Origin of the sequence: Streptomyces sp. NBC_00659 (assembly GCF_036226925.1) — a bacterium.
Classification (GTDB): Bacteria; Actinomycetota; Actinomycetes; order Streptomycetales; family Streptomycetaceae; genus Streptomyces.
On record NZ_CP109031.1, the window covers coordinates 2,675,497 to 2,692,788 of the forward strand.

The 17,292-nt window shown below is 71.4% G+C and carries 19 protein-coding genes; 10 read left to right on the forward strand and 9 right to left on the reverse strand.

Annotated features, from left to right (window positions below):
* Positions 1-214: 214 nt before the first annotated feature.
* Together OG410_RS11645 and OG410_RS11650 are read left to right on the forward strand one after the other, a co-directional pair.
* Positions 215-1,081, forward strand: coding sequence for a glycerophosphodiester phosphodiesterase (locus tag OG410_RS11645; protein ID WP_329299055.1), 867 nt, complete (start codon positions 215-217; stop codon positions 1,079-1,081).
* A gap of 79 nt (positions 1,082-1,160) precedes the next feature.
* Positions 1,161-1,715: a methylated-DNA--[protein]-cysteine S-methyltransferase gene (locus tag OG410_RS11650; protein ID WP_326788428.1), complete on the forward strand. Its 555-nt coding sequence runs from the start codon at positions 1,161-1,163 to the stop codon at positions 1,713-1,715.
* 56 nt (positions 1,716-1,771) lie between these two features.
* On the opposite strand, the gene OG410_RS11655 is transcribed toward OG410_RS11650, so the two are convergent.
* Positions 1,772-2,128, reverse strand: coding sequence for a cupin domain-containing protein (locus tag OG410_RS11655; RefSeq protein ID WP_329304090.1), 357 nt, complete (start codon positions 2,126-2,128; stop codon positions 1,772-1,774).
* Positions 2,129-2,494: 366 nt separating this feature from the next.
* Between OG410_RS11655 and OG410_RS11660 the strand changes: the two genes are divergently transcribed.
* Both OG410_RS11660 and OG410_RS11665 read left to right on the forward strand, forming a co-directional pair.
* Positions 2,495-3,400: a pseudouridine-5'-phosphate glycosidase gene (locus tag OG410_RS11660; protein WP_329299056.1), complete on the forward strand. Its 906-nt coding sequence runs from the start codon at positions 2,495-2,497 to the stop codon at positions 3,398-3,400.
* A gap of 71 nt (positions 3,401-3,471) precedes the next feature.
* Positions 3,472-4,395: a carbohydrate kinase family protein gene (locus OG410_RS11665; RefSeq protein WP_329304091.1), complete on the forward strand. Its 924-nt coding sequence runs from the start codon at positions 3,472-3,474 to the stop codon at positions 4,393-4,395.
* A 62-nt stretch (positions 4,396-4,457) separates the two neighbouring features.
* On the opposite strand, the gene OG410_RS11670 is transcribed toward OG410_RS11665, so the two are convergent.
* Complete coding sequence (locus OG410_RS11670; RefSeq protein WP_329299057.1) at positions 4,458-5,252, reverse strand: methyltransferase domain-containing protein; 795 nt, start codon at positions 5,250-5,252, stop codon at positions 4,458-4,460.
* Between the two features lie 224 nt (positions 5,253-5,476).
* On the opposite strand from OG410_RS11670, the gene OG410_RS11675 reads away from it, so the two are divergent.
* Positions 5,477-6,604 carry a magnesium and cobalt transport protein CorA gene (locus OG410_RS11675; protein ID WP_329299058.1) on the forward strand — a complete coding sequence of 376 codons (1,128 nt, stop codon included), beginning with the start codon at positions 5,477-5,479 and terminating at the stop codon, positions 6,602-6,604.
* 73 nt (positions 6,605-6,677) lie between these two features.
* Here OG410_RS11675 and OG410_RS11680 read toward each other — a convergent pair whose 3' ends face one another.
* Together OG410_RS11680 and OG410_RS11685 are read right to left on the reverse strand one after the other, a co-directional pair.
* A complete protein-coding gene (locus tag OG410_RS11680; RefSeq protein WP_329299059.1) occupies positions 6,678-7,115 on the reverse strand; it encodes a CBS domain-containing protein in 438 nt (145 codons plus the stop codon).
* 121 nt (positions 7,116-7,236) lie between these two features.
* On the reverse strand, positions 7,237-7,878 hold the full coding sequence (locus OG410_RS11685) for a uridine kinase (protein ID WP_329299060.1): 642 nt from the start codon (positions 7,876-7,878) through the stop codon (positions 7,237-7,239).
* Between the two features lie 141 nt (positions 7,879-8,019).
* Between OG410_RS11685 and OG410_RS11690 the strand changes: the two genes are divergently transcribed.
* From OG410_RS11690 to OG410_RS11700, 3 genes are all read left to right on the forward strand, one after another.
* Complete coding sequence (locus OG410_RS11690) at positions 8,020-8,715, forward strand: DUF2293 domain-containing protein (RefSeq protein WP_329299061.1); 696 nt, start codon at positions 8,020-8,022, stop codon at positions 8,713-8,715.
* A 362-nt stretch (positions 8,716-9,077) separates the two neighbouring features.
* A complete protein-coding gene (locus OG410_RS11695) occupies positions 9,078-9,557 on the forward strand; it encodes an anthrone oxygenase family protein (protein WP_329299062.1) in 480 nt (159 codons plus the stop codon).
* A gap of 239 nt (positions 9,558-9,796) precedes the next feature.
* Positions 9,797-11,290: a glutamate synthase subunit beta gene (locus OG410_RS11700; protein ID WP_329299063.1), complete on the forward strand. Its 1,494-nt coding sequence runs from the start codon at positions 9,797-9,799 to the stop codon at positions 11,288-11,290.
* Positions 11,291-11,389: 99 nt separating this feature from the next.
* On the opposite strand, the gene OG410_RS11705 is transcribed toward OG410_RS11700, so the two are convergent.
* The 3 genes from OG410_RS11705 to OG410_RS11715 form a co-directional block, all read right to left on the reverse strand.
* Positions 11,390-12,193: an SAM-dependent methyltransferase gene (locus tag OG410_RS11705; protein WP_329299064.1), complete on the reverse strand. Its 804-nt coding sequence runs from the start codon at positions 12,191-12,193 to the stop codon at positions 11,390-11,392.
* A gap of 85 nt (positions 12,194-12,278) precedes the next feature.
* A complete protein-coding gene (locus OG410_RS11710) occupies positions 12,279-12,557 on the reverse strand; it encodes a DUF397 domain-containing protein (RefSeq protein ID WP_329299065.1) in 279 nt (92 codons plus the stop codon).
* The gene (locus OG410_RS11715; RefSeq protein WP_329299066.1) at positions 12,558-13,418 is read right to left on the reverse strand and encodes a helix-turn-helix domain-containing protein; all 861 of its coding nucleotides are present in this window, start codon (positions 13,416-13,418) and stop codon (positions 12,558-12,560) included.
* A 188-nt stretch (positions 13,419-13,606) separates the two neighbouring features.
* On the opposite strand from OG410_RS11715, the gene OG410_RS42565 reads away from it, so the two are divergent.
* Positions 13,607-14,428, forward strand: a complete 822-nt coding sequence (locus OG410_RS42565) for an ATP-binding protein (protein WP_443063737.1) — start codon at positions 13,607-13,609, stop codon at positions 14,426-14,428.
* On the forward strand, positions 14,425-14,859 hold the full coding sequence (locus OG410_RS11725) for a hypothetical protein (protein WP_329299067.1): 435 nt from the start codon (positions 14,425-14,427) through the stop codon (positions 14,857-14,859). Before OG410_RS42565 ends, OG410_RS11725 begins: the two co-directional genes overlap by 4 nt.
* A 65-nt stretch (positions 14,860-14,924) precedes the next feature.
* Here the strand turns inward: OG410_RS11725 and OG410_RS11730 are convergent, their stop codons facing one another.
* Positions 14,925-15,098, reverse strand: coding sequence for a hypothetical protein (locus tag OG410_RS11730; protein ID WP_329299068.1), 174 nt, complete (start codon positions 15,096-15,098; stop codon positions 14,925-14,927).
* A gap of 240 nt (positions 15,099-15,338) precedes the next feature.
* Positions 15,339-17,237, reverse strand: coding sequence for an FUSC family protein (locus tag OG410_RS11735; protein ID WP_443063738.1), 1,899 nt, complete (start codon positions 17,235-17,237; stop codon positions 15,339-15,341).
* Positions 17,238-17,292: the final 55 nt, after the last annotated feature.

Sequence of the window (17,292 nt, forward strand, 5' to 3'; positions counted from 1 at the left end):
GCCGGAGCGGACCGGGTTGAGGCAGAGAGTACGACCCCACCGGAATGGTCGAACGATAATCCTGCAAACAATCACGACCTCTCCCCAGTTGTGCGGTGACAGCGAGCGGACTTGGACAACTCCATTCAATCCGCGGCCATCTCCCTTCCCCCCTGTGTCGACTCTCTGCTGTCAATCTTGTGCTGTCCGTGATCGTCCGACGCGAGGAGAACGCATGCACGCGCGCGTTGCCGCCGCCACGACCGCCGCGCTTCTTGGGGGAGCCGTTCTGATACTGCCCAGCCCGCACGCCAAGGCCGGCGGCCGGACCACGGCACCGCTGGTCGTCGCCCACCGCGGCGCCTCGGCCTACGCTCCGGAGAACACGCTGGCAGCCGTCGACCGGGCGGCCGAGCTGGGGTTCGAATGGGTCGAGAACGACGTCCAGCGCACCCGCGACGGTCAGTTGGTCGTCCTCCACGACGCCTCGCTGGCGCGCACGACCGACGTCGAGGCGGTCCATCCCGGCCGGAGCCCTTGGAAGGTCAAGGACTTCACCGCGGCCGAGGTCGCCCGTCTGGATGCCGGGAGCTGGTTCGGCCCTCGGTTCGCGGGCGCGAAGGTTCCGACGCTGCGGGAGTACATGGATCGCGTCTCGCGCAACCATCAGAAACTCGTCCTGGAGATCAAGAACCCTGAGCTGTATCCGGGCATCGAGCGGCAGACGCTCAGGCTCCTGAGCAACCAGGGCTGGCTCGATCCCGTGCATCTGCGCGACAGGCTGATCGTCCAGAGCTTCAGCGCGGACAGTGTCCGGGCCGTGCACCGGCTGCGGCCCGGCATCACGACGGCCTTCCTGGGGACGCCTCCGGTCGCGCGGCTGCCCTGGTACGCGCGGTTCGCCGACCAGATCAACTCCGATCACCGCTCGCTCTCGTCCGACTACGTCTCGGCGGTCCACGCGCTCCACGGCCCGCACGGCCCGATGAAAGTCTTCGCCTGGACCGTGGACGACGCGGCCACCGCGCGGAGCCTGGCGGCCTTCGGCACGGACGGCGTCATCACGAACACTCCCGACGTGATCCGCGCGGCCCTGCGCTAGCGCGCCGTCGCCCGGGGCGCGGACGGGCTCCGGGCGCGCGCCCCGGGCGTTGTCAGTGGCGGGCCGTACCGTGGATCGCATGAACAGTCACGGGCGGTACGAGCAGCAGATCGTGTGGTCCGTCGTCGGCACGGACATCGGTCCGCTGCTCCTCGCCGCGACGCCCCACGGCCTGGTCAATGTCGTCTTTCACGCCTCGGACACGGTGCGCGACAAGGCGCTCGACCGGCTCGCGTCCCGACTCGGCTCCGAGCCGGTCGAGGCGCCCGGGTCCCCTCTGCTGGCCGAGGCGATACGCCAGGTCGAGGCGTACTTCGCGGGCGAGCGGCACGATTTCGACCTGCCGCTCGACTGGTCGCTGATCTCGGGGTTCAACCGCCAGGTGCTGCGTGAGCTGAACTCGGGCGTTCCGTTCGGTTCCGTCGTGGCCTACGGCGACCTGGCGGGGCGGGTGGGCGCGCCCGGAGCGGCCCAGGCCGTGGGGGTGGCCATGGGCTCGAATCCACTGCCGGTCGTGGTGCCCTGCCACCGGGTGGTCGAGAGCGACGGCGGCATCGGCGGCTTCGGGGGCGGTCTGGAGACCAAGCGGAAACTGCTGGCTCTCGAAGGCGTTCTCCCGGAACCGCTGTTCTGAGGTCGCCGCGGGGGCCGACGGCAAAGGGTGCGGTGGAGTGTCCGGTCCGCCGATCCTCAGAGACTGATGTGGTACGCCTTGCGCAGCGTCTCGTGGACGGTCCACGTCGTGCGGTCGCCCTCGCGCAGGAACGCCGCGTCGCCGGGACCCACCTCGATGACGTCGCCGCCCTCCACCTCGATGGTGGCACGGCCGCTGACTACCACGAAGAGTTCGTTGGCCTCGGTGTCGGTCACCACGCCGGGCGTGATCTGCCAGATGCCCCGCAGCTGCTTGCCGTCGGCGGACTCCCACAACACCTTGCCCGTCACGGCGGGATCGCCGGAGACGATCTGGGCCGGGTCCAGCGGCTCGGGTTCGATTTCGGCGTCGGGAATGTGCACAGCGAACGACGGCGTGGTGTGGGAGTACATGGTCATGAGCGGACACCCTAAGGGCTTGCCCTCCACTCGGTGCGCCGAGGGTCGCCCCGCCCGGCCGTGTCGAAGCCGGTTCGAAGGTCCCTCTCCCGCGCGTATGGAGTGCCCCTTTTTCTTTCCGAGGGCGGAGGAGGTACCCGACTTTTTCCAGGGGCGCAGGAGGTACCCGGGGCCGTTCGTGGAAGCCGGCCGAAGCGGCCGGATCGCCTGTCCGCACGACGACATGGCCGAGTCGTGGCGAGTTGTCCGTCGTACCGCCGGGGCGAGTGCCGTACGCCGCGGGTCGCAAGGGTTTGGCCGGGCGTGCCGCTCGCCAGAGATCAGGGAGGGAAACGTCGACCGACAACAGGAGGCAGGCGCGTGATCGTGACGTCCGAAGAGGTGCGGGAGGCGCTCGACGCGCGTCGGCCGGTGGTGGCCCTGGAGTCCACGATCATCGCCCACGGGCTGCCGCGCCCGCGCAATCTGCAGGTCGCCCTAGAACTGGAGGAGGTCGTCCGCGAGGAGGGCGCCGTACCCGCGACGATCGCCGTGCTCGACGGCCGGCCTCACGTAGGCCTGGACAAGGGCCAGCTGGAGCGGGTCGCGAACGAGGACGGCATCCGCAAGCTGGGCCACCGTGACCTGCCGCTCGCGGTGGCCGCGGGGGCGAGCGGGGCGACGACCGTGTCCGCGACCGCCCTTCTGGCGGCCCGCGCGGGGGTGCGGGTGTTCGCGACGGGAGGGCTCGGCGGTGTGCACCGCGAGTGGACGGTGACCCAGGACGAGTCCGCCGATCTGGGCCTGTTGGCACGTACCCGGATCACGGTGGTGTGCGCAGGGGTCAAGTCGATCCTGGACGTGCCCGCGACACTGCAGCGCCTGGAGACGCTGGGCGTGGCGGTGGCCGGGTACGCCACGGACCGGTTCCCCGGCTTCTATCTGTCCGACTCGGGGCACCCCGTGGACTGGACCCTCGACTCTCCCGAGCAGGTCGCGGAGGTGATGCGTGCCCAGGACGCACTGCACGCCCCCGACTCCTCACTCGTCGTCGCGAACCCCGTCCCCGAGGAGGAGCAGCTCGATCCCGTGCTGCACGCGCGCGTGCTCGCCGAGGCGCTGCGCGCGTGCGAGTCGGAGGGTGTGACAGGACAGGCGGTGACACCGTTCCTGCTCTCCTATCTGGTCCGGCACACGGACGGCGCGTCACTCGCCGCCAACCTGGCGGCGGTTCGTGGCAACGTACGCCTCGCGGGACGGATCGCGGCGGCCTGGGCGGGGGCGTGAGCGACACGGCCCGGGGCGTCCAGGCCGACGGTGGCGAGGCTGCCGACCGGGGCGGCCTCGCCGAAGGCGCTCTGCTCGTCGTCGGGGACGTGGTCACGGATGTCGTCGCCCGGCATCGCGGACCGCTGGCGGCCGGCACCGACACGGTCGCCGCCATCCGGACCGTGCCCGGCGGCGCGGGCGCCAACGTCGCGTGTTGGGCCGTGCACGAGGGCTGCGCCGACGTACGGCTGCTCGGCCGGGTGGGCGTCGACGCCGCCGGGTGGCACGAACGCGAACTCACGGCGAGCGGCGTGCGGCCGCTCCTGGTGACGGATCCGAAGGCGCCGACCGGGACGGTGATCTGTCTGGTGGACGGCGGTGCGTCGGCGGAGCGTACGTTCCTCACGGACAGCGGGGCGTCACTGCGGCTGGCACCGGGCGACTGGTCGCCCTCGCTGCTCGACGGGGTCGCGCGGCTGCATCTGTCGGGCTACCTGTTCTTCTCCGGGCCGAGCCGGGCTCTGGTGTCCGCGGTGCTGGAGTCGACGCGGGCGCGTGGTGTGCCGGTGAGCGTCGACCCGGCGTCGGCGGGATTCCTCACCGAGCTGGGCGTGGACCGCTTTCTCGAGCTCTGCGCGGGCGTGGACGTCCTGTTGCCCAGCCGGGACGAGGCGTGTCTGCTGACCGGGCTGCCCGATCCGGCCGACGCGGCCGCCAAACTGAGCCGCCATTTCCCCCTGGTCGTCGCCAAGCTGGGGAGTGACGGCGCCGTGGTCGCCCGTTCCGGATCCGTCCGGGCCCATGTCCCGGCGCTGCGGGCGACGCCGCGGGACACGACGGGCGCCGGTGACGCGTTCACCGGCGCGTTCCTCGCGGCACTGCTCATGGGCGCCGGCCCCGAAGAGGCGGCGGGGGCGGGGTGCGCGGCCGGGGCGAAGGCAGTGGAACGGGTCGGCGGACGACCGCCCACGGGAAGTGCCCGGCGAGACGAAGGGGAGACACGCGGCCGCTGAACGCCTCGGCCACGCGACGACGCGCACGTGCGACCGACCGGGCCCGCCGTCCTCGCCCCCGCTCAGTTCTTGCGCCCCCAGGCCGAGATCATCGGCGCGGTGGCCAGGTCCATGGACCCGGCGGCGACGTTCGCGAGGTGCTGGTCGATCTCCTCCTGGGTTGCCAGGCCCGCCGTGACGAGCTGGTCGCGGATCTGACGGACCGTGGCGGACTCCAGGGCCTCGCAGGCGGGTGAGGTGACGGGGAAGTACGCGTCGGCCTCCACACCCCGCAGCCCGGCGTCCCGGAGCAGCCTCGGGAGCTTGCGGCCGTAGGCGAGGTCGGCACCGCGATCGGCGAGCAGTGAGCGAAAGCCCTGGCGCAGCCTGTTCGCGAGCTGCTGCTCGGGGCCGTACTCCTCGGGGCAGAGCAGCGGCTGCAGGGCGGGATCCGCGTCCTCGACCAGGAGCCTGCCGCCGGGCCGCAGGGCTTTGACCATCGACTGCAACGCGCGCTCCCGGTCAGGCACATGGACCAGTACGAGCCGGGCGTGCACGAGGTCGAAACCCTCCCCCGGCGGTTCCTCGGCGCCCACGTCGTGGACGCGGACCTCGACGGGCGAGCGTGCCACGGAGGCCGCCCACGAGGTGTCGATGTCGGTGGCGACGACCTTCCCCGTCGGCCCCACCTTCTTGGCCAGCCAGGACACGACGGACGTGCCCCCCGCGCCGACCTCCCAGCAGCGCCAGCCGGACCCGACGCCGAAGCGCTCCAAGTGCCGGAACGTCGTGGGGTCGAAGAGGTTGGCGAGGGCCTCGAAACGCCGGCCTGCCTCCGTCTGCTGGTTGTCGAGGAGATACCCGTCGGCTCGCGTCATGAGGAGATCATCCCAGCCGACCTGCTCATCGCTGTTCGTCGACGCTCCCGTCGTCGGCACGGACATCGTGCGAGGGGTCCGTGCCGCCGCGTCGGGCCGAGCCCTCCGCGCAACGGAACGGAATGCTCCGTTCCCACAGGTTTTTCCGGTCTCCGACCAGGCCTGGCAGACTGGCGTGCCAGGCGCAAAGTGCGGCCCGGGGAGATCCACGCGAGGAGATCCAGATGTCCATGGCAGGGAATTTGCGGAGGGTGACGGCTCTCGGCGCGGTCGACGGTCTCCGCAGAGTGGCACGGCTGACACGGCGGAGCCGCCGTGTCGACCTGAGTCACCCCGCCCGGTCTCCGCTGGGCTCCTCGGTGGTGAACTGTGTGGCGTACCGGGACGGCGTGCGCATCCCCGAGGGCCGCGATCTGGTGGACACCGTGCAGCGGATCCGCAAGCGCGACGAGGGATTCGTCTGGCTCGGACTGCACGAACCGACCGACGTCGAGTTCGCGGGCATCGCGGAACTCTTCGACCTGCATCCCCTGGCCGTCGAGGACGCGGTGGAGGCGCATCAGCGTCCGAAACTGGAGTGGTACGGCGACACGCTGTTCGCGGTGTTCAAAACGGTCTGCTACGTGGAGCACAAGGAGTTGACGGCGACCAGTGAGGTGGTGAACACCGGTGAGATCATGGTGTTCGTCGGTCCGGACTTCGTCATCACCGTGCGCCACGGACGCCACGGATCCCTGGGCCCGCTGCGCGAGGAGCTGGAGTCCGACGCACAGCAGCTCTCCAAAGGGCCGGCCGCGGTCCTGCACGCGGTCGCGGACCATGTGGTCGACGAGTTCGTGAGCGTCGCGGACTCCGTCCAGGCGGACATCGACCAGGTCGAGGCCGACGTGTTCGCCCCGAACGGCGCACGCGCCGACGCGGGCCGCATCTACCAGCTCAAGCGTGAACTCCTCGAACTGAAGCGGTCCGTGGTCCCGCTCGCCCGGCCCGTCCAGGAGCTGGCGACCCGGCCGACCCGCGTGGTCGACCCGGAGATACAGGCGTACTTCCGTGACGTCTCCGACCATCTACTGCGGGTCACCGAGCAGATAGCCGCCTTCGACGAACTGCTCAACTCGATCCTGCAGGCGCATCTCGCGCAGGTGACGGTGGCGCAGAACGAGGACATGCGGAAGATCACGGCATGGGCGGCGGTCATCGCCGTCCCCACCATGGTCTGCGGCGTCTACGGCATGAACTTCGACAACATGCCCGAACTGCACTGGAGGTTCGGTTACCCCATCGTCATCAGCCTCATATCCGTCGGCTGCCTCGTCCTCTACCGAGGGTTCCGGCGCAACGGCTGGCTCTGACAGGCTCTGGCACCTGCCTCGCCGGCACGTCCGGCCGGTCGGTCGGGGTGGTGCGGGCCGGAGGACCGTCCGGTCAGCCCATCGCGCTGCCAGCGCCCCTCGCGTAGACACTCTCGACCCACGCGGCGAGTTGTTCGTCGTTGAGGTGCTGGGCGAGGTCGGCCTCGCTGATCATGCCGACCAGTCGTTTGTCCTCGATCACCGGAAGCCGGCGGATCTGGTGCCCCTTCATCTCCTGGAGGACTTCGCCGACATCGGCGCCCGCGTCGATCCAACGCGGTGTGCCCTTGGCCATCTCACCCGCGGTGATCTGCGCGGGGTCATGGCCCATGGCCACACAGCCGACGACGATGTCGCGGTCCGTGAGGATGCCGCAGAGGCGTTCGTCCTGGTCGCTGATGGGCAGCGCGCCCACGTTGAGCTCGCGCATCAGCTGGGCGGCGCGGTCCAGGGTCTCGTGGGCGGGGATCCACTGGGCACCACGGTGCATGATGTCTCCGGCGGTGGTCATGGAGTACCTCCCGGTGCCGGACGGCCGGCGCGGCGCGGAAAACACCGCTAGTCCCGGCGCCCTATATTCTCGCCGCGCCCCAGGAGCCACGCACCTGGAGATCCGTGGATCCGGCCCCCGGTCAGCCGTTCCAGGCCGGGTGGCGGGGGTCGTCCGCCCGTACCAGGACGTCGGCGGCGGCGTCCGGACCCACCTCCCTCTCGTAGAGGGCGAACGCGGGCAGGGTCCAGTGCTCCGCCTCGGGAGTACGGCGACGGAGGGCACCCGGAGAAAGGAGTATGTGGACGCTGAGGTCGAACGGGAACCAGTGACGCAGCAGGAGGGGGCCGTGGAGCAACAGGATTCCACCGGGCGGGAGTTGGACGTACGCACTGCGGGTGGCCCGGTCGGAGACGGGGTCCCGGAGGTCGGGCAGGACCCTGCCGTCGCCGCCCGGTTCGAGGGGACCGAAGACCTCGCGCCACAGGGCGCCGGTGTCGAACCAGCCGTCGTAATAGGCCTCGACGTCCTGGTGACCGTGTTCGAGCCGGAGCGACGCAGGACGCAGGAAGTCCTGCGTCCCGACGACCAGCGAGGGACGGCCGCGTACCCGCAGCGCCTCGAAGACGCGCTGGGCGAGCTCGCCGGTGCCGGCGGCCGGCGCTCCGTCGAAGGCGACGCGTGGCCAGGGGCTACCGTCCTGCGGTTTCAGGTCGAGCAGACGATCGGCGAGGTGGTCGCCGAGCCGTTCCCAGGTGATCGCTTCGAGTCGCACAGGCCCCATGATGCCGCGCGCGTGAGGGGACCCGGCCGGTGCGTCGGACCGCGAGCGGACGTGAAGGGCAGCGGGCCACCGGGGCGTGCGTCGTACACGGGTATCGCCCGACGACGTAGATGCGGCACCCGTCCGGGGAAGGAACCGCGTATGGCACCGATCGCTGAGCCCCCGCGCCGGAACGGACTTCTCGTCGTCCAGCCCCTCAGGAAGCGGCACTGTGTCGAGTGCCGGATCGGGCCGCTCCCGCTGCTGGTGCTGGAGGAGGGGGCGCCGCGGTGTCTGGACTGTGCAGATCTCGGACATCTGGTGTTCCTGCCGCGCGGCGACACGGCGCTGACCCGCCGATCGCGGGAGGGCAGCACGCTGTCGGCGGTGGTGGTGCGGTTCAACCGGCGGCGAGGGCGCTACGAGCGGCAGGGCGTCATGGTCGAGGAGGCGGCGCTCGCCCTGGCCGAGGAACGGTGCCTGGCGGACGCGGAGGCACGGCGGCGACGCCGGGCACGGGACGCGCGGCGCCGGGAGGCGGAGGACGTCCGCTTCACGGAGGCGTTCGCGCGGGAGATATCCCGGCTGTTCCCGGCCTGTCCGGCCGACCGGGCACGAGCGATCGCCGCACACGCCTCGGTACGCGGCAGCGGGCGGGTCGGGCGCAGCTCGGCGGGCCGCGCGCTGTCCGAGGCGGCGGTGACCGCGGCGGTCCGCGCGTCGGTACGGCACGTGGAGACCCCGTACGACCATCTGCTGATGAGCGGCGTCTCGCGTCACGAGGCACGCCGCCGGATCGCGGCGACGGTGGACACGAGGCTCTGGGAATGGCGCGACGACATCACCGCACAGGCGTGAGCGAAGGGGCACCCCGGTGCGGGCGCGGGTGTAGGAGCGAGGGCTCGCGGGGGGGGGGAACGCAGGAAGGCTCGAAGGCTCGCGCGGGGTAGGAGCCAGGTACGAGCGAAGGTTTCACGCGGGTGCGATCGGACGGTCGGCGGGCGTCGCGGGGCGTCGGCGGCGATGTGAGGAGACGGCTGGCGGCCATCGTGGGGTGGTCGGCCGGGGCGTGAGGGGACGGTGGGCGGGCCGGCCGAGACGGTCGCGCATGGGGGTGCGGCGCTCGGCCATGGCCGTTGTCGGCGTGGGGGATTTCGCTTGAGATGACAGCCGGCGCTGTGCAGGATCTTGGCTCCGGCCGGTTCGACACGGGAGTGGACATGATCGATGGACCGTATTTCGTGCTGACTCTGCTGGGGGTGCTCGGCTGTGGGCTGATGGCCGGGGTGTTCTGCGGCTTCTCGACCTTCGTGATGAGAGCCCTCGCCCAGCTGCCGCCGTCGCAGGGAGTCGCCGCGATGAACGCGATCAACGTCGCCGCGGTCCGTCCCCCGTTCATGGTGGTGTTCATCGGGTCGGCGGTACTGAGCTCGGTGCTGGCGGTGGTGACGTTCGTGCTGCTGCCGGACGACGGGACGGTGGAGTTGCTGCTCGGCAGCGCGCTGTATCTGTTCGGGGCGTTCGGGGTGACGATCGCGGCGAACGTCCCACGCAACGACGCGCTGCTGAAGCTGGACCCCGAGACACCGGAGGCCGCCGCCTACTGGCCCGTATTCGTGCGCCAGTGGACGATGTGGAACCACGTCCGCACCGCCGCCTCGGCCGCGGCGGCGGTGGCCTACACACTCGCCCTCGCCTGAGCCCTGCGTCCCTCCCCGCCCCGGTGCGTCGCGCCGCCCCGCCCGCGACCGCCCGGGTCCGAGTCCTCGGCTCGCTGTCGTCGGGATCCGAGCCCTCGGCCCGTTGTCGTCCGGGGCGGCGGCGGGTGCGCGGGCGACGTATCGTGGCTGGAAAGGACTGCTGCCCGGATTCCGTGGCCGAGGACGGCCCATGTCCGTGCGGCTGTACCCCCTCGTACGCGTCCATGAGGGAGACGGCCATGGCCGATCCCAAGGGTTTCATGACCACACCACGCCAGGAGTATCCGCGCCGGCCAGTCCCGGAGCGGGTACGGGACTGGGACGAGGTGTACGTTCCCGGAAGCCTGCTGCCGATCATCGAGAAACAGGCCGACCGCTGCATGGACTGCGGCATCCCCTTCTGTCACGACGCCTGTCCCCTGGGCAATCTGATCCCCGAGTGGAACGACCTCGTCTCGCGCGACGACTGGCGGGCGGCGAGCGACCGGTTGCACGCCACGAACAACTTCCCCGAGTTCACCGGGCGGTTGTGCCCCGCTCCGTGCGAGGCGGGCTGTGTGCTGGCGATCAACCAGCCGGCGGTCACCATCAAGAACGTCGAGGTCGCCATCGCCGACCGTGCCTGGGAGGACGGGTTCACACCGCCGAGTCCTCCGGACCGCCTCTCGGGGCGGACGGTCGCGGTCGTCGGGTCGGGGCCCACCGGGCTCGCCGCGGCACAGCAGTTGACCCGGGCCGGTCATACGGTGGCCGTGTACGAACGAGCGGACCGGATCGGCGGTCTGCTGCGGTACGGAATCCCCGCGTTCAAGATGGAGAAGCGGCATCTGGACCGCCGGCTGGCCCAGATGCGAGCGGAGGGAACCAAGTTCCGCACGTCGACGGCGATCGGAACCGACATCGGGGCGGCCGAACTCAAGGCCCGCTACGACGCCGTGATTCTGGCGCTCGGCGCCACCGCCTGGCGCGAACTGGACGTACCCGGCAGACAGTTGTCCGGCATCCATCAAGCGATGGAGTACCTTCCGCTGGCCGACCGGGTGTGCGAGGGGGATCTGGAGGTCTCCCCGTTGTCGGCGGCGGGCAGGCATGTGGTGATCGTCGGCGGTGGTGACACCGGCGCCGACTGTCTGGGGACGGCGGTGCGCGAGGGCGCCGCCTCCGTGACCCAGCTCGACATCTATCCGCAGCCGGAGGCCGAACGCGACGAGGACGCCGAGCCGTGGCCGACGTATCCGAAGATCTACCGGCTCTCCGCCGCACACGAGGAAGCCGGCGCGCTGGGCACGGCCCCCGCCGCCGACGCGGACGCCCGGCTCTTCGCAGCGTCCACCCTCCGGTTCGAGGGGGACGCGGACGGCCGGGTGCGCTCACTGCGTCTCGTCGAGGTCGACGAGGGGCGCCGCCCGATCCCCGACTCCGCGCGGACCCTGCCCGCCGACCTCGTCCTGCTCGCCCTCGGCTTCTCCGGCCCGGACCCGCACGACGGTGTGATCGACCAGTTGCGGCTGGAACTCGAGCCGCGCGGCACGATCGCCCGCGGCGCCGACTTCGGCACGAACGTTCCCGGGGTGTACGCGGCGGGGGACGCGGCGCGCGGGCAGTCGCTGGTGGTGTGGGCCATCGCCGAGGGCCGGGCGGTCGCCGCGGCGGTGGACCGGGCGCTCAGCGGGGCGGCCCGCTCGCGTCTGCCGGCACCGATCGGACCGTACGACCGCCCCATGACCGCGTAACACAGGCCGCGCACGCGGACCGTCGCACCCGTCGCACTCGTCGGGCCCGTCCCGCGCCATCGGACCGTCGCGCCATCGGACCGTCGCGCCTTGAGCGACCTACGGTTTGCGTGCCACCGCTCCGTATCCCGGGATGACCCCGTCGTCCTGACCCGGGACCGGTTCACCCAGTTCCGGGTGCCACTCGTGGACCACCGCGACGCCCGGCTCGACCAGGTCGAGGCCGTCGAAGAAGCGGGTGAACTCCGCGCGGGAGCGCAGGGCCAGGGTGACGCCCGCCGCCTTGAGCTTCTCGATCGCCGCGGCCGACTCCTCGGGAGTGAAGTCGGCGGTGGCGTGAGTGACCATCAGATAGCTGCCGGACGGCAGTTCGGACAGCAGACGGTCGACCAATGCGTGCGCGCCGTCCGCGTCGGAGACGAAGTGGAGCAGCGCCACGAGAGAGAGCGCCACGGGCCGCCCGAAGTCCAGGACCTTCCGCGCCCCGTCGAGGATGGCCTCCGGATCCCGCGCGTCGGCCTGGAGGTACTCGGTCGCTCCCGCGTCCGAACTGCGCAGCAGGGCTGCCGCGTGGGCCAGCACGATCGGGTCGTTGTCGCAGTACACGACCCGCGCGTCGGGCGCGACGGCCTGGGCGATCTGGTGCAGGTTCGGCTCGGTCGGGATGCCGGTGCCGATGTCGAGGAACTGCCGCACTCCGTTCTGGGCCAGCCAGCGTGTGGCACGGTGCATGAAGGCGCGGTTGACCCGGGCCATCACCGGCACCCTCGGGTCGAGGGCGAGCATCTGGCGGCCCATCTCCTCGTCGACGGGGTAGTTGTCCTTGCCGCCGAGATACCAGTCGTACATCCGCGCCGGATGCGGTTTGCCGGTGTCTGTTCCGGTCGGGGGCTGCCCGGTCATGACGGTCTCCGTAAGTCCGCGCCGTGGTAAGTGATCAACTCGGAACCAAATTCAGGGAAGTCGTGGAAAAGAGAAAGCAAGTCGTTCAGGAGAGAAGGAAGTCCGCCTCTCCTGCTTTCGCACCCTCGATGAAAGCGGTTATCTCGCCGGGCGTGTAGATCAGGGCGGGACCGTCCGGGTCCGCCGACTGGCGTACGGCGATACGGCCGTCGGCGAGTTTCATCGCCTCCAGGCAGTTGCCGCCGTTTCCTCCGCTCCACGGTTTGTGCCAGCCCTCGCTGCCCAGTTCACGGGCGGGCATTCCGTTGTAGATGCGCACGTTGCCTATTCGCGGGTTGATGCGTTCCGGCGTGACGCGTTCCATTCACAGCTCCTTGCGGAGATCCCGGAGGATCTCCTTCGTGCGATGTGCCGTAGCGGCTTGGGCCGCCATGCGGTCCATGACCTCCAGGTGGGTCGCCACCTCGGAACGCGCGTCCAGGTAGACAGCGCCGGTCAGGTACTCGCTGTAGACCATGTCCGGAAGTTCCGGCATGGCAAATCGGAACAGCACGAAGGGCCCGTACGTGCCGGGATGCGGACCCGAGGAGAACGGGATCACCTGCAACGTCACATGGGGCAGCTTCGTGGCCTGAAGCAACTTGTCGATCTGGGCGCGCATCACCTCGGGGCCGCCGATGGTGCGGCGCAGCACCGTCTCGTCCATCACCACCCAGATCCGGGGCGCGTCCTCACGCGTGAGCAGATTCTGGCGCTGCATGCGCAGCGCGACATGGCGCTCGATGTCCTCGGGCCTGGTCTGCCCGATGGCTCCCGCCTTCAGGACGCCGCGCGCGTAGTCCTCGGTCTGCAACAGGCCCGGAACGAAGTGCGGTTCGTAGGAGCGCAGCAGGGAGGCGGCGCCTTCCAGGCTGACGTGCATGGAGAACCAGTCGGGCAGGATGTCGTGGAACCGCTGCCACCAGCCGGGCTTGTTGGCGTCCTCCGCGAGCTGGACGAAGGCTTCGGCCTCCCGGTCGCCGACGCCGTAGGACTTCAACAGGAGCTGGAGGTACGGGATTTTGAGGGAGACCTCGGCCATCTCCATCCGGCGGACCGTCGCGGGGGCGACACGCAGGATCCGCGCGGCCTCCTCGCGCTTGAGACCCGCGCGTTCCCGCAGGTCCAGCAGTCGCCGTCCGAGAACGACCTGGCCGACCGTCGGCGCGGACCGCGGTTCGCTCACGTCCCACCTCCACTGAGTCCGGGCAGCCCGTTCGGCGCCGTCCGGGTTCTTCCTCGTCCGCCTCGACGATCCCAACTGGCGCCGCTTCGCTAGCTGTTGCCAGCAGTGTGCCACGCGCCCCCACAGCGTCACACGGCACTCTGCATTTTTCAGAGTGAGTCTTGCCAAGTGTTCGCGGCGACGCGATAGTGGCAAGCGTGATTCCGTCCGCGCCGTTAGGAACAGACGCCGCCGAAGACCGGTTCGGTCTCCGTGCCGCCATGGGGCAGCGCCCCCGTGCGGCCGCCGAGCGCCGGTTCCGCTTCGAGTTGGCCGCACACCCGGGCTCCGTGGCACAGGCGAGACGCCTGGCCCGGTCCCGCCTGGCCGGCTGGGCGGTGTGCGAGGACACCTGTGACGCGGCGACCCTCGTGGTCTCGGAACTGGTCACCAACGCGATCGTCCATGCCGCCGGACAACGCGTGATCTGCGAACTGCACGACGCCGACGACGTGGTGCGCATAGCCGTGTGTGACGAGGGGTGCGCTCCCGGCGAGCCGCATCCCTCCCCACAGCGGCCCGACGAGGAGCACGGGAGGGGATTGCTTCTCGTCGCGGCAGTGTCCAGGGCCTGGGGGGCCCAGGACACCGGGCCCGGTCTGCTGGTGTGGGCGGAGATCCCGCGCTCGGCAGACCGGGCCGAAAACACCCGGCGCGAACCGGGGGCGCCCGATCCAAGCTCGCCCGAAGCGGGCACCGGTCCGCGGGCGGACCTCGGCTGGAGCGCGAAGAAGCCCCCGAACGACGGTCGGGGCACCGGGGCGGAGGGATCCTGGGGGGCGGGAATCGTGGGGAACCCCCAGCCTCCCTCCGTCCGGAACGGGAACGGCGACGGGGATCGGCGGCGGGACGGGGACCCCTGTGGGGACGGGGATCCACGTCGGAACGGCGATCCCCGTCAGGCTGGGGAGGACCCGGGTCGGGAGCACAACCGGGAACAGGATCGGGATCGGGATCGGGAGAGCCTGTGAGTCGGACGTCTGCGGCGCGGGCCCTGAGCCTGGACACGCTGGTCCGCGTGAGCCGCGGACGGCGACAGCCCGGGCCGCCGAGGCGTCTCCCCGTTCCCGAGGACATGAACGTGCCGCTGGGCTGCGACGCGGTGTCGGTGCCCGCCCGCTTCGGCCCGTTGCTGCTGTCGCGGCTGCCTCGCGTGGGCTGCGTCTACGCCGACGGGGCTCACTGGTGGTGGATCGTTCCCTCCGACTCCGATGTCGCCCTGGAGTGGCCGACGCCCGCCCACTACGTCACGGGGGCGGTCGTGCTGGACGCACCTCGGATTCCCGGGCTCATCCACAAACCGGATAGTACGCTTCCGTATACCCCGCCGATCCCCTTGTATCTGGCGGTGTGCCAGGTCACGGGCACGACACCCGCCTGGTCACGCCCGATCAGCGCGTGAGGCTTCGGTACCGGCGGTCGCGGAGGCAGGTAGTCCCGTCTCCGGTGGAGACTGGTCCCGGCCTCTCAATCGACGCCGTCGGCACCGCCCACGACGACCAGGAACGCGTCGGAGGCGAGATCCATGACGACCTCCGCCGCCTGGCCCTCCTGGCGGCGCGCCTGCGCGAACTCCTCCGCGGGCCACGACCCGCGTGGTCCTCCTGCGGGAAAGCGCTCCAGCACCATTCGCCCGTTCACCGTCTACCTCCATGTCACGCCGCTGTGGAGAGTAAAACGCCTGCCATGGGGTGAACGGCTCTGGCAGTGACGGTACTGAGACGAAGTCCACACCGGGCGGCAGCAAAGCCGCGACGGACCCCGCGGGTCCTCTTTCTCGTCGTGTGAGCCAGTCACTCCGCCGGCCGACGCCTCAGTCGGTCCCTCTCGGGCGTCCCGTCCGTCCCGTCCCCGAGGCGTACGGCACCCGCGCCCCGAGCGTCACACCGCGACGGGCCGCGTGGGCACGGTCTGCAGTCCCGCGCGCTCGCGCCGCTCGGCCAGTTCGCCGAGGAGTTCGGCGATCCGCTCGGTGTGCCGGGGCGTGAGCCGGCCGGTGTCGTCGAGCTGCACGGCACACGCCGTGGTCGTGTCGACGAGCCGTTCCAGGGTGGCCGCGACCGCGTCGGTGCCCTCGGAGTGCCGTGCCAGGGCGGGGAGTTCGGCAGCGGCGAGATCGATCGCGGCACGGGCCTCGGCGAGCGCGCGATAGGCCTCACGGCGCAGCACCCAGCGGCCTGTACGGTCGCGGGCCGTACCGTCGCTCAGCACATGGGCGAGATAGACGTCCGCCGCCTCTCCGGCCCGGGTGAGCCTCGCCCGCACGGTCCCGCCACGCTGCCCGAGTGTCGGCAGATGTCCGACGAGCAGCACGATCGCGCAGGCCAGCAGGGTCTCCGCGATCCGGTTCCAGGAAGCCTGCGGCTCACCGCCGACCATCACCAGGGCGAGGACGAGGACCGTGACGACGGCGGTCTGCGCGGCGAAGTGCCGGGTGGCGACGGGGATGAGGGCGCCGCTGACCGCGACCAGCGCGACGAACCCCTCCGGCCGCGGCAGCAGAAGAGCGAGCCCCGCGAACACGACCGCGCCGAGGACGGTGCCGGCCGCACGGCACATCACGCGGGAGGCGAGCGGCCCCAGATCGGGCTTGACGAGGAAGACGGCAGTCGCGGGGAGCCAGTACCAGTGCGGGTGGTTGCCGTACCAGCGCGCGTGGTGCAGGGCCTGTGCCACGGCGACGCTCGCGCCGAAGCAGAGGGCGACCCGGAGGCCGTACTCGCGCCCTGCGGCACCGATCGCGGTGCGGACGAGGGAGGCAGCGGTACGCCGCCTGTTGTGCAGGGCGTTCCCGAAGCCCCGGTCGAAGGTCTCGGCGGCATGCAGCAGGGCTTCGTGGAGGGCGCGCAGCGCGGGCACGACGGGTGTGCCGCCGGGCGGTCCGGACCTGGCGCCGGGGACGGCGGGCGCCGGCAGCGGCCCGGTGGGGGCGCCGGTGCGGACCGCGACGGCGAGCCGCCGTGGGCCCTCCGCGGCCCGTGCGGGCACGGCCTCGCCCGCCCAGGCGAGCGCGGTCGCGGCCTCGGCGAGCGGCAGGGCGGCGGCGTACTGCGCGTGCAGCCGCCGCTCGGCAGCGGAACTGGCGTACCGCCGCAGCCGGGGCCCGTCGAGCGCGTCCTGCGCGTGGTCGAGGGCCGCGGTCAGCGCGACGCGCCGCCGGGTCGCGTCGGGTCCGCCCACGGCGAGCAGCAGCAGGGCGATGGCGTCGTACACACCGCCGACCGCGTCCCGCTCCCCGTCGAAGCGGTAGCCGCCGGTGTTCACCGCGGTCGTCGGCAGCGCCAGCCGCAGCGCGAGCAGCCAGCCGGCCCCGCCGAGGAAGAACAGCGCGCGCACCCAGCCCGGTTCGGGCAACGGCATCCCGGCCCCGATCGCCGAGGCGACCAGAAGCTGGGTACCGGCCCCGGAGGCCACGGGTCCGACGGCACTGACGGCTCCGGCGAGCAGTCCGAGCCCGGTGAGAACGAGGGTGAGCGCCACGGCGCCGGTGTGCTGTCCGGCGTACGAACCGATGAGCAGACCGGTGGCTCCGGCGAGGGCCGGTACCCCGAGCCGTTCGACGGCGACCCGTCGGCTGCCCGGCCGGTCGTTGATCCCCGTCAGCATGGCGCCGAGGGCGGCGATCACTCCGAGTGAGCTATGCCCGCTCAGGACGGCCGCGAGCAGTAGCGGCCCGGAGGCCAGCGCACCCCGCACGACCGCGTTCCAGGGGACCGGTCCGCGCTGGGCGCGCAGGGCATGGGCGAGCCAGGGCGGTACGGCGAGGGGAGTGATGCGCACGGGGCTCCTGTCGGGCGAGGGCGGGTGCCTTCGGGCGACGTCGGCCGGGCTCGTG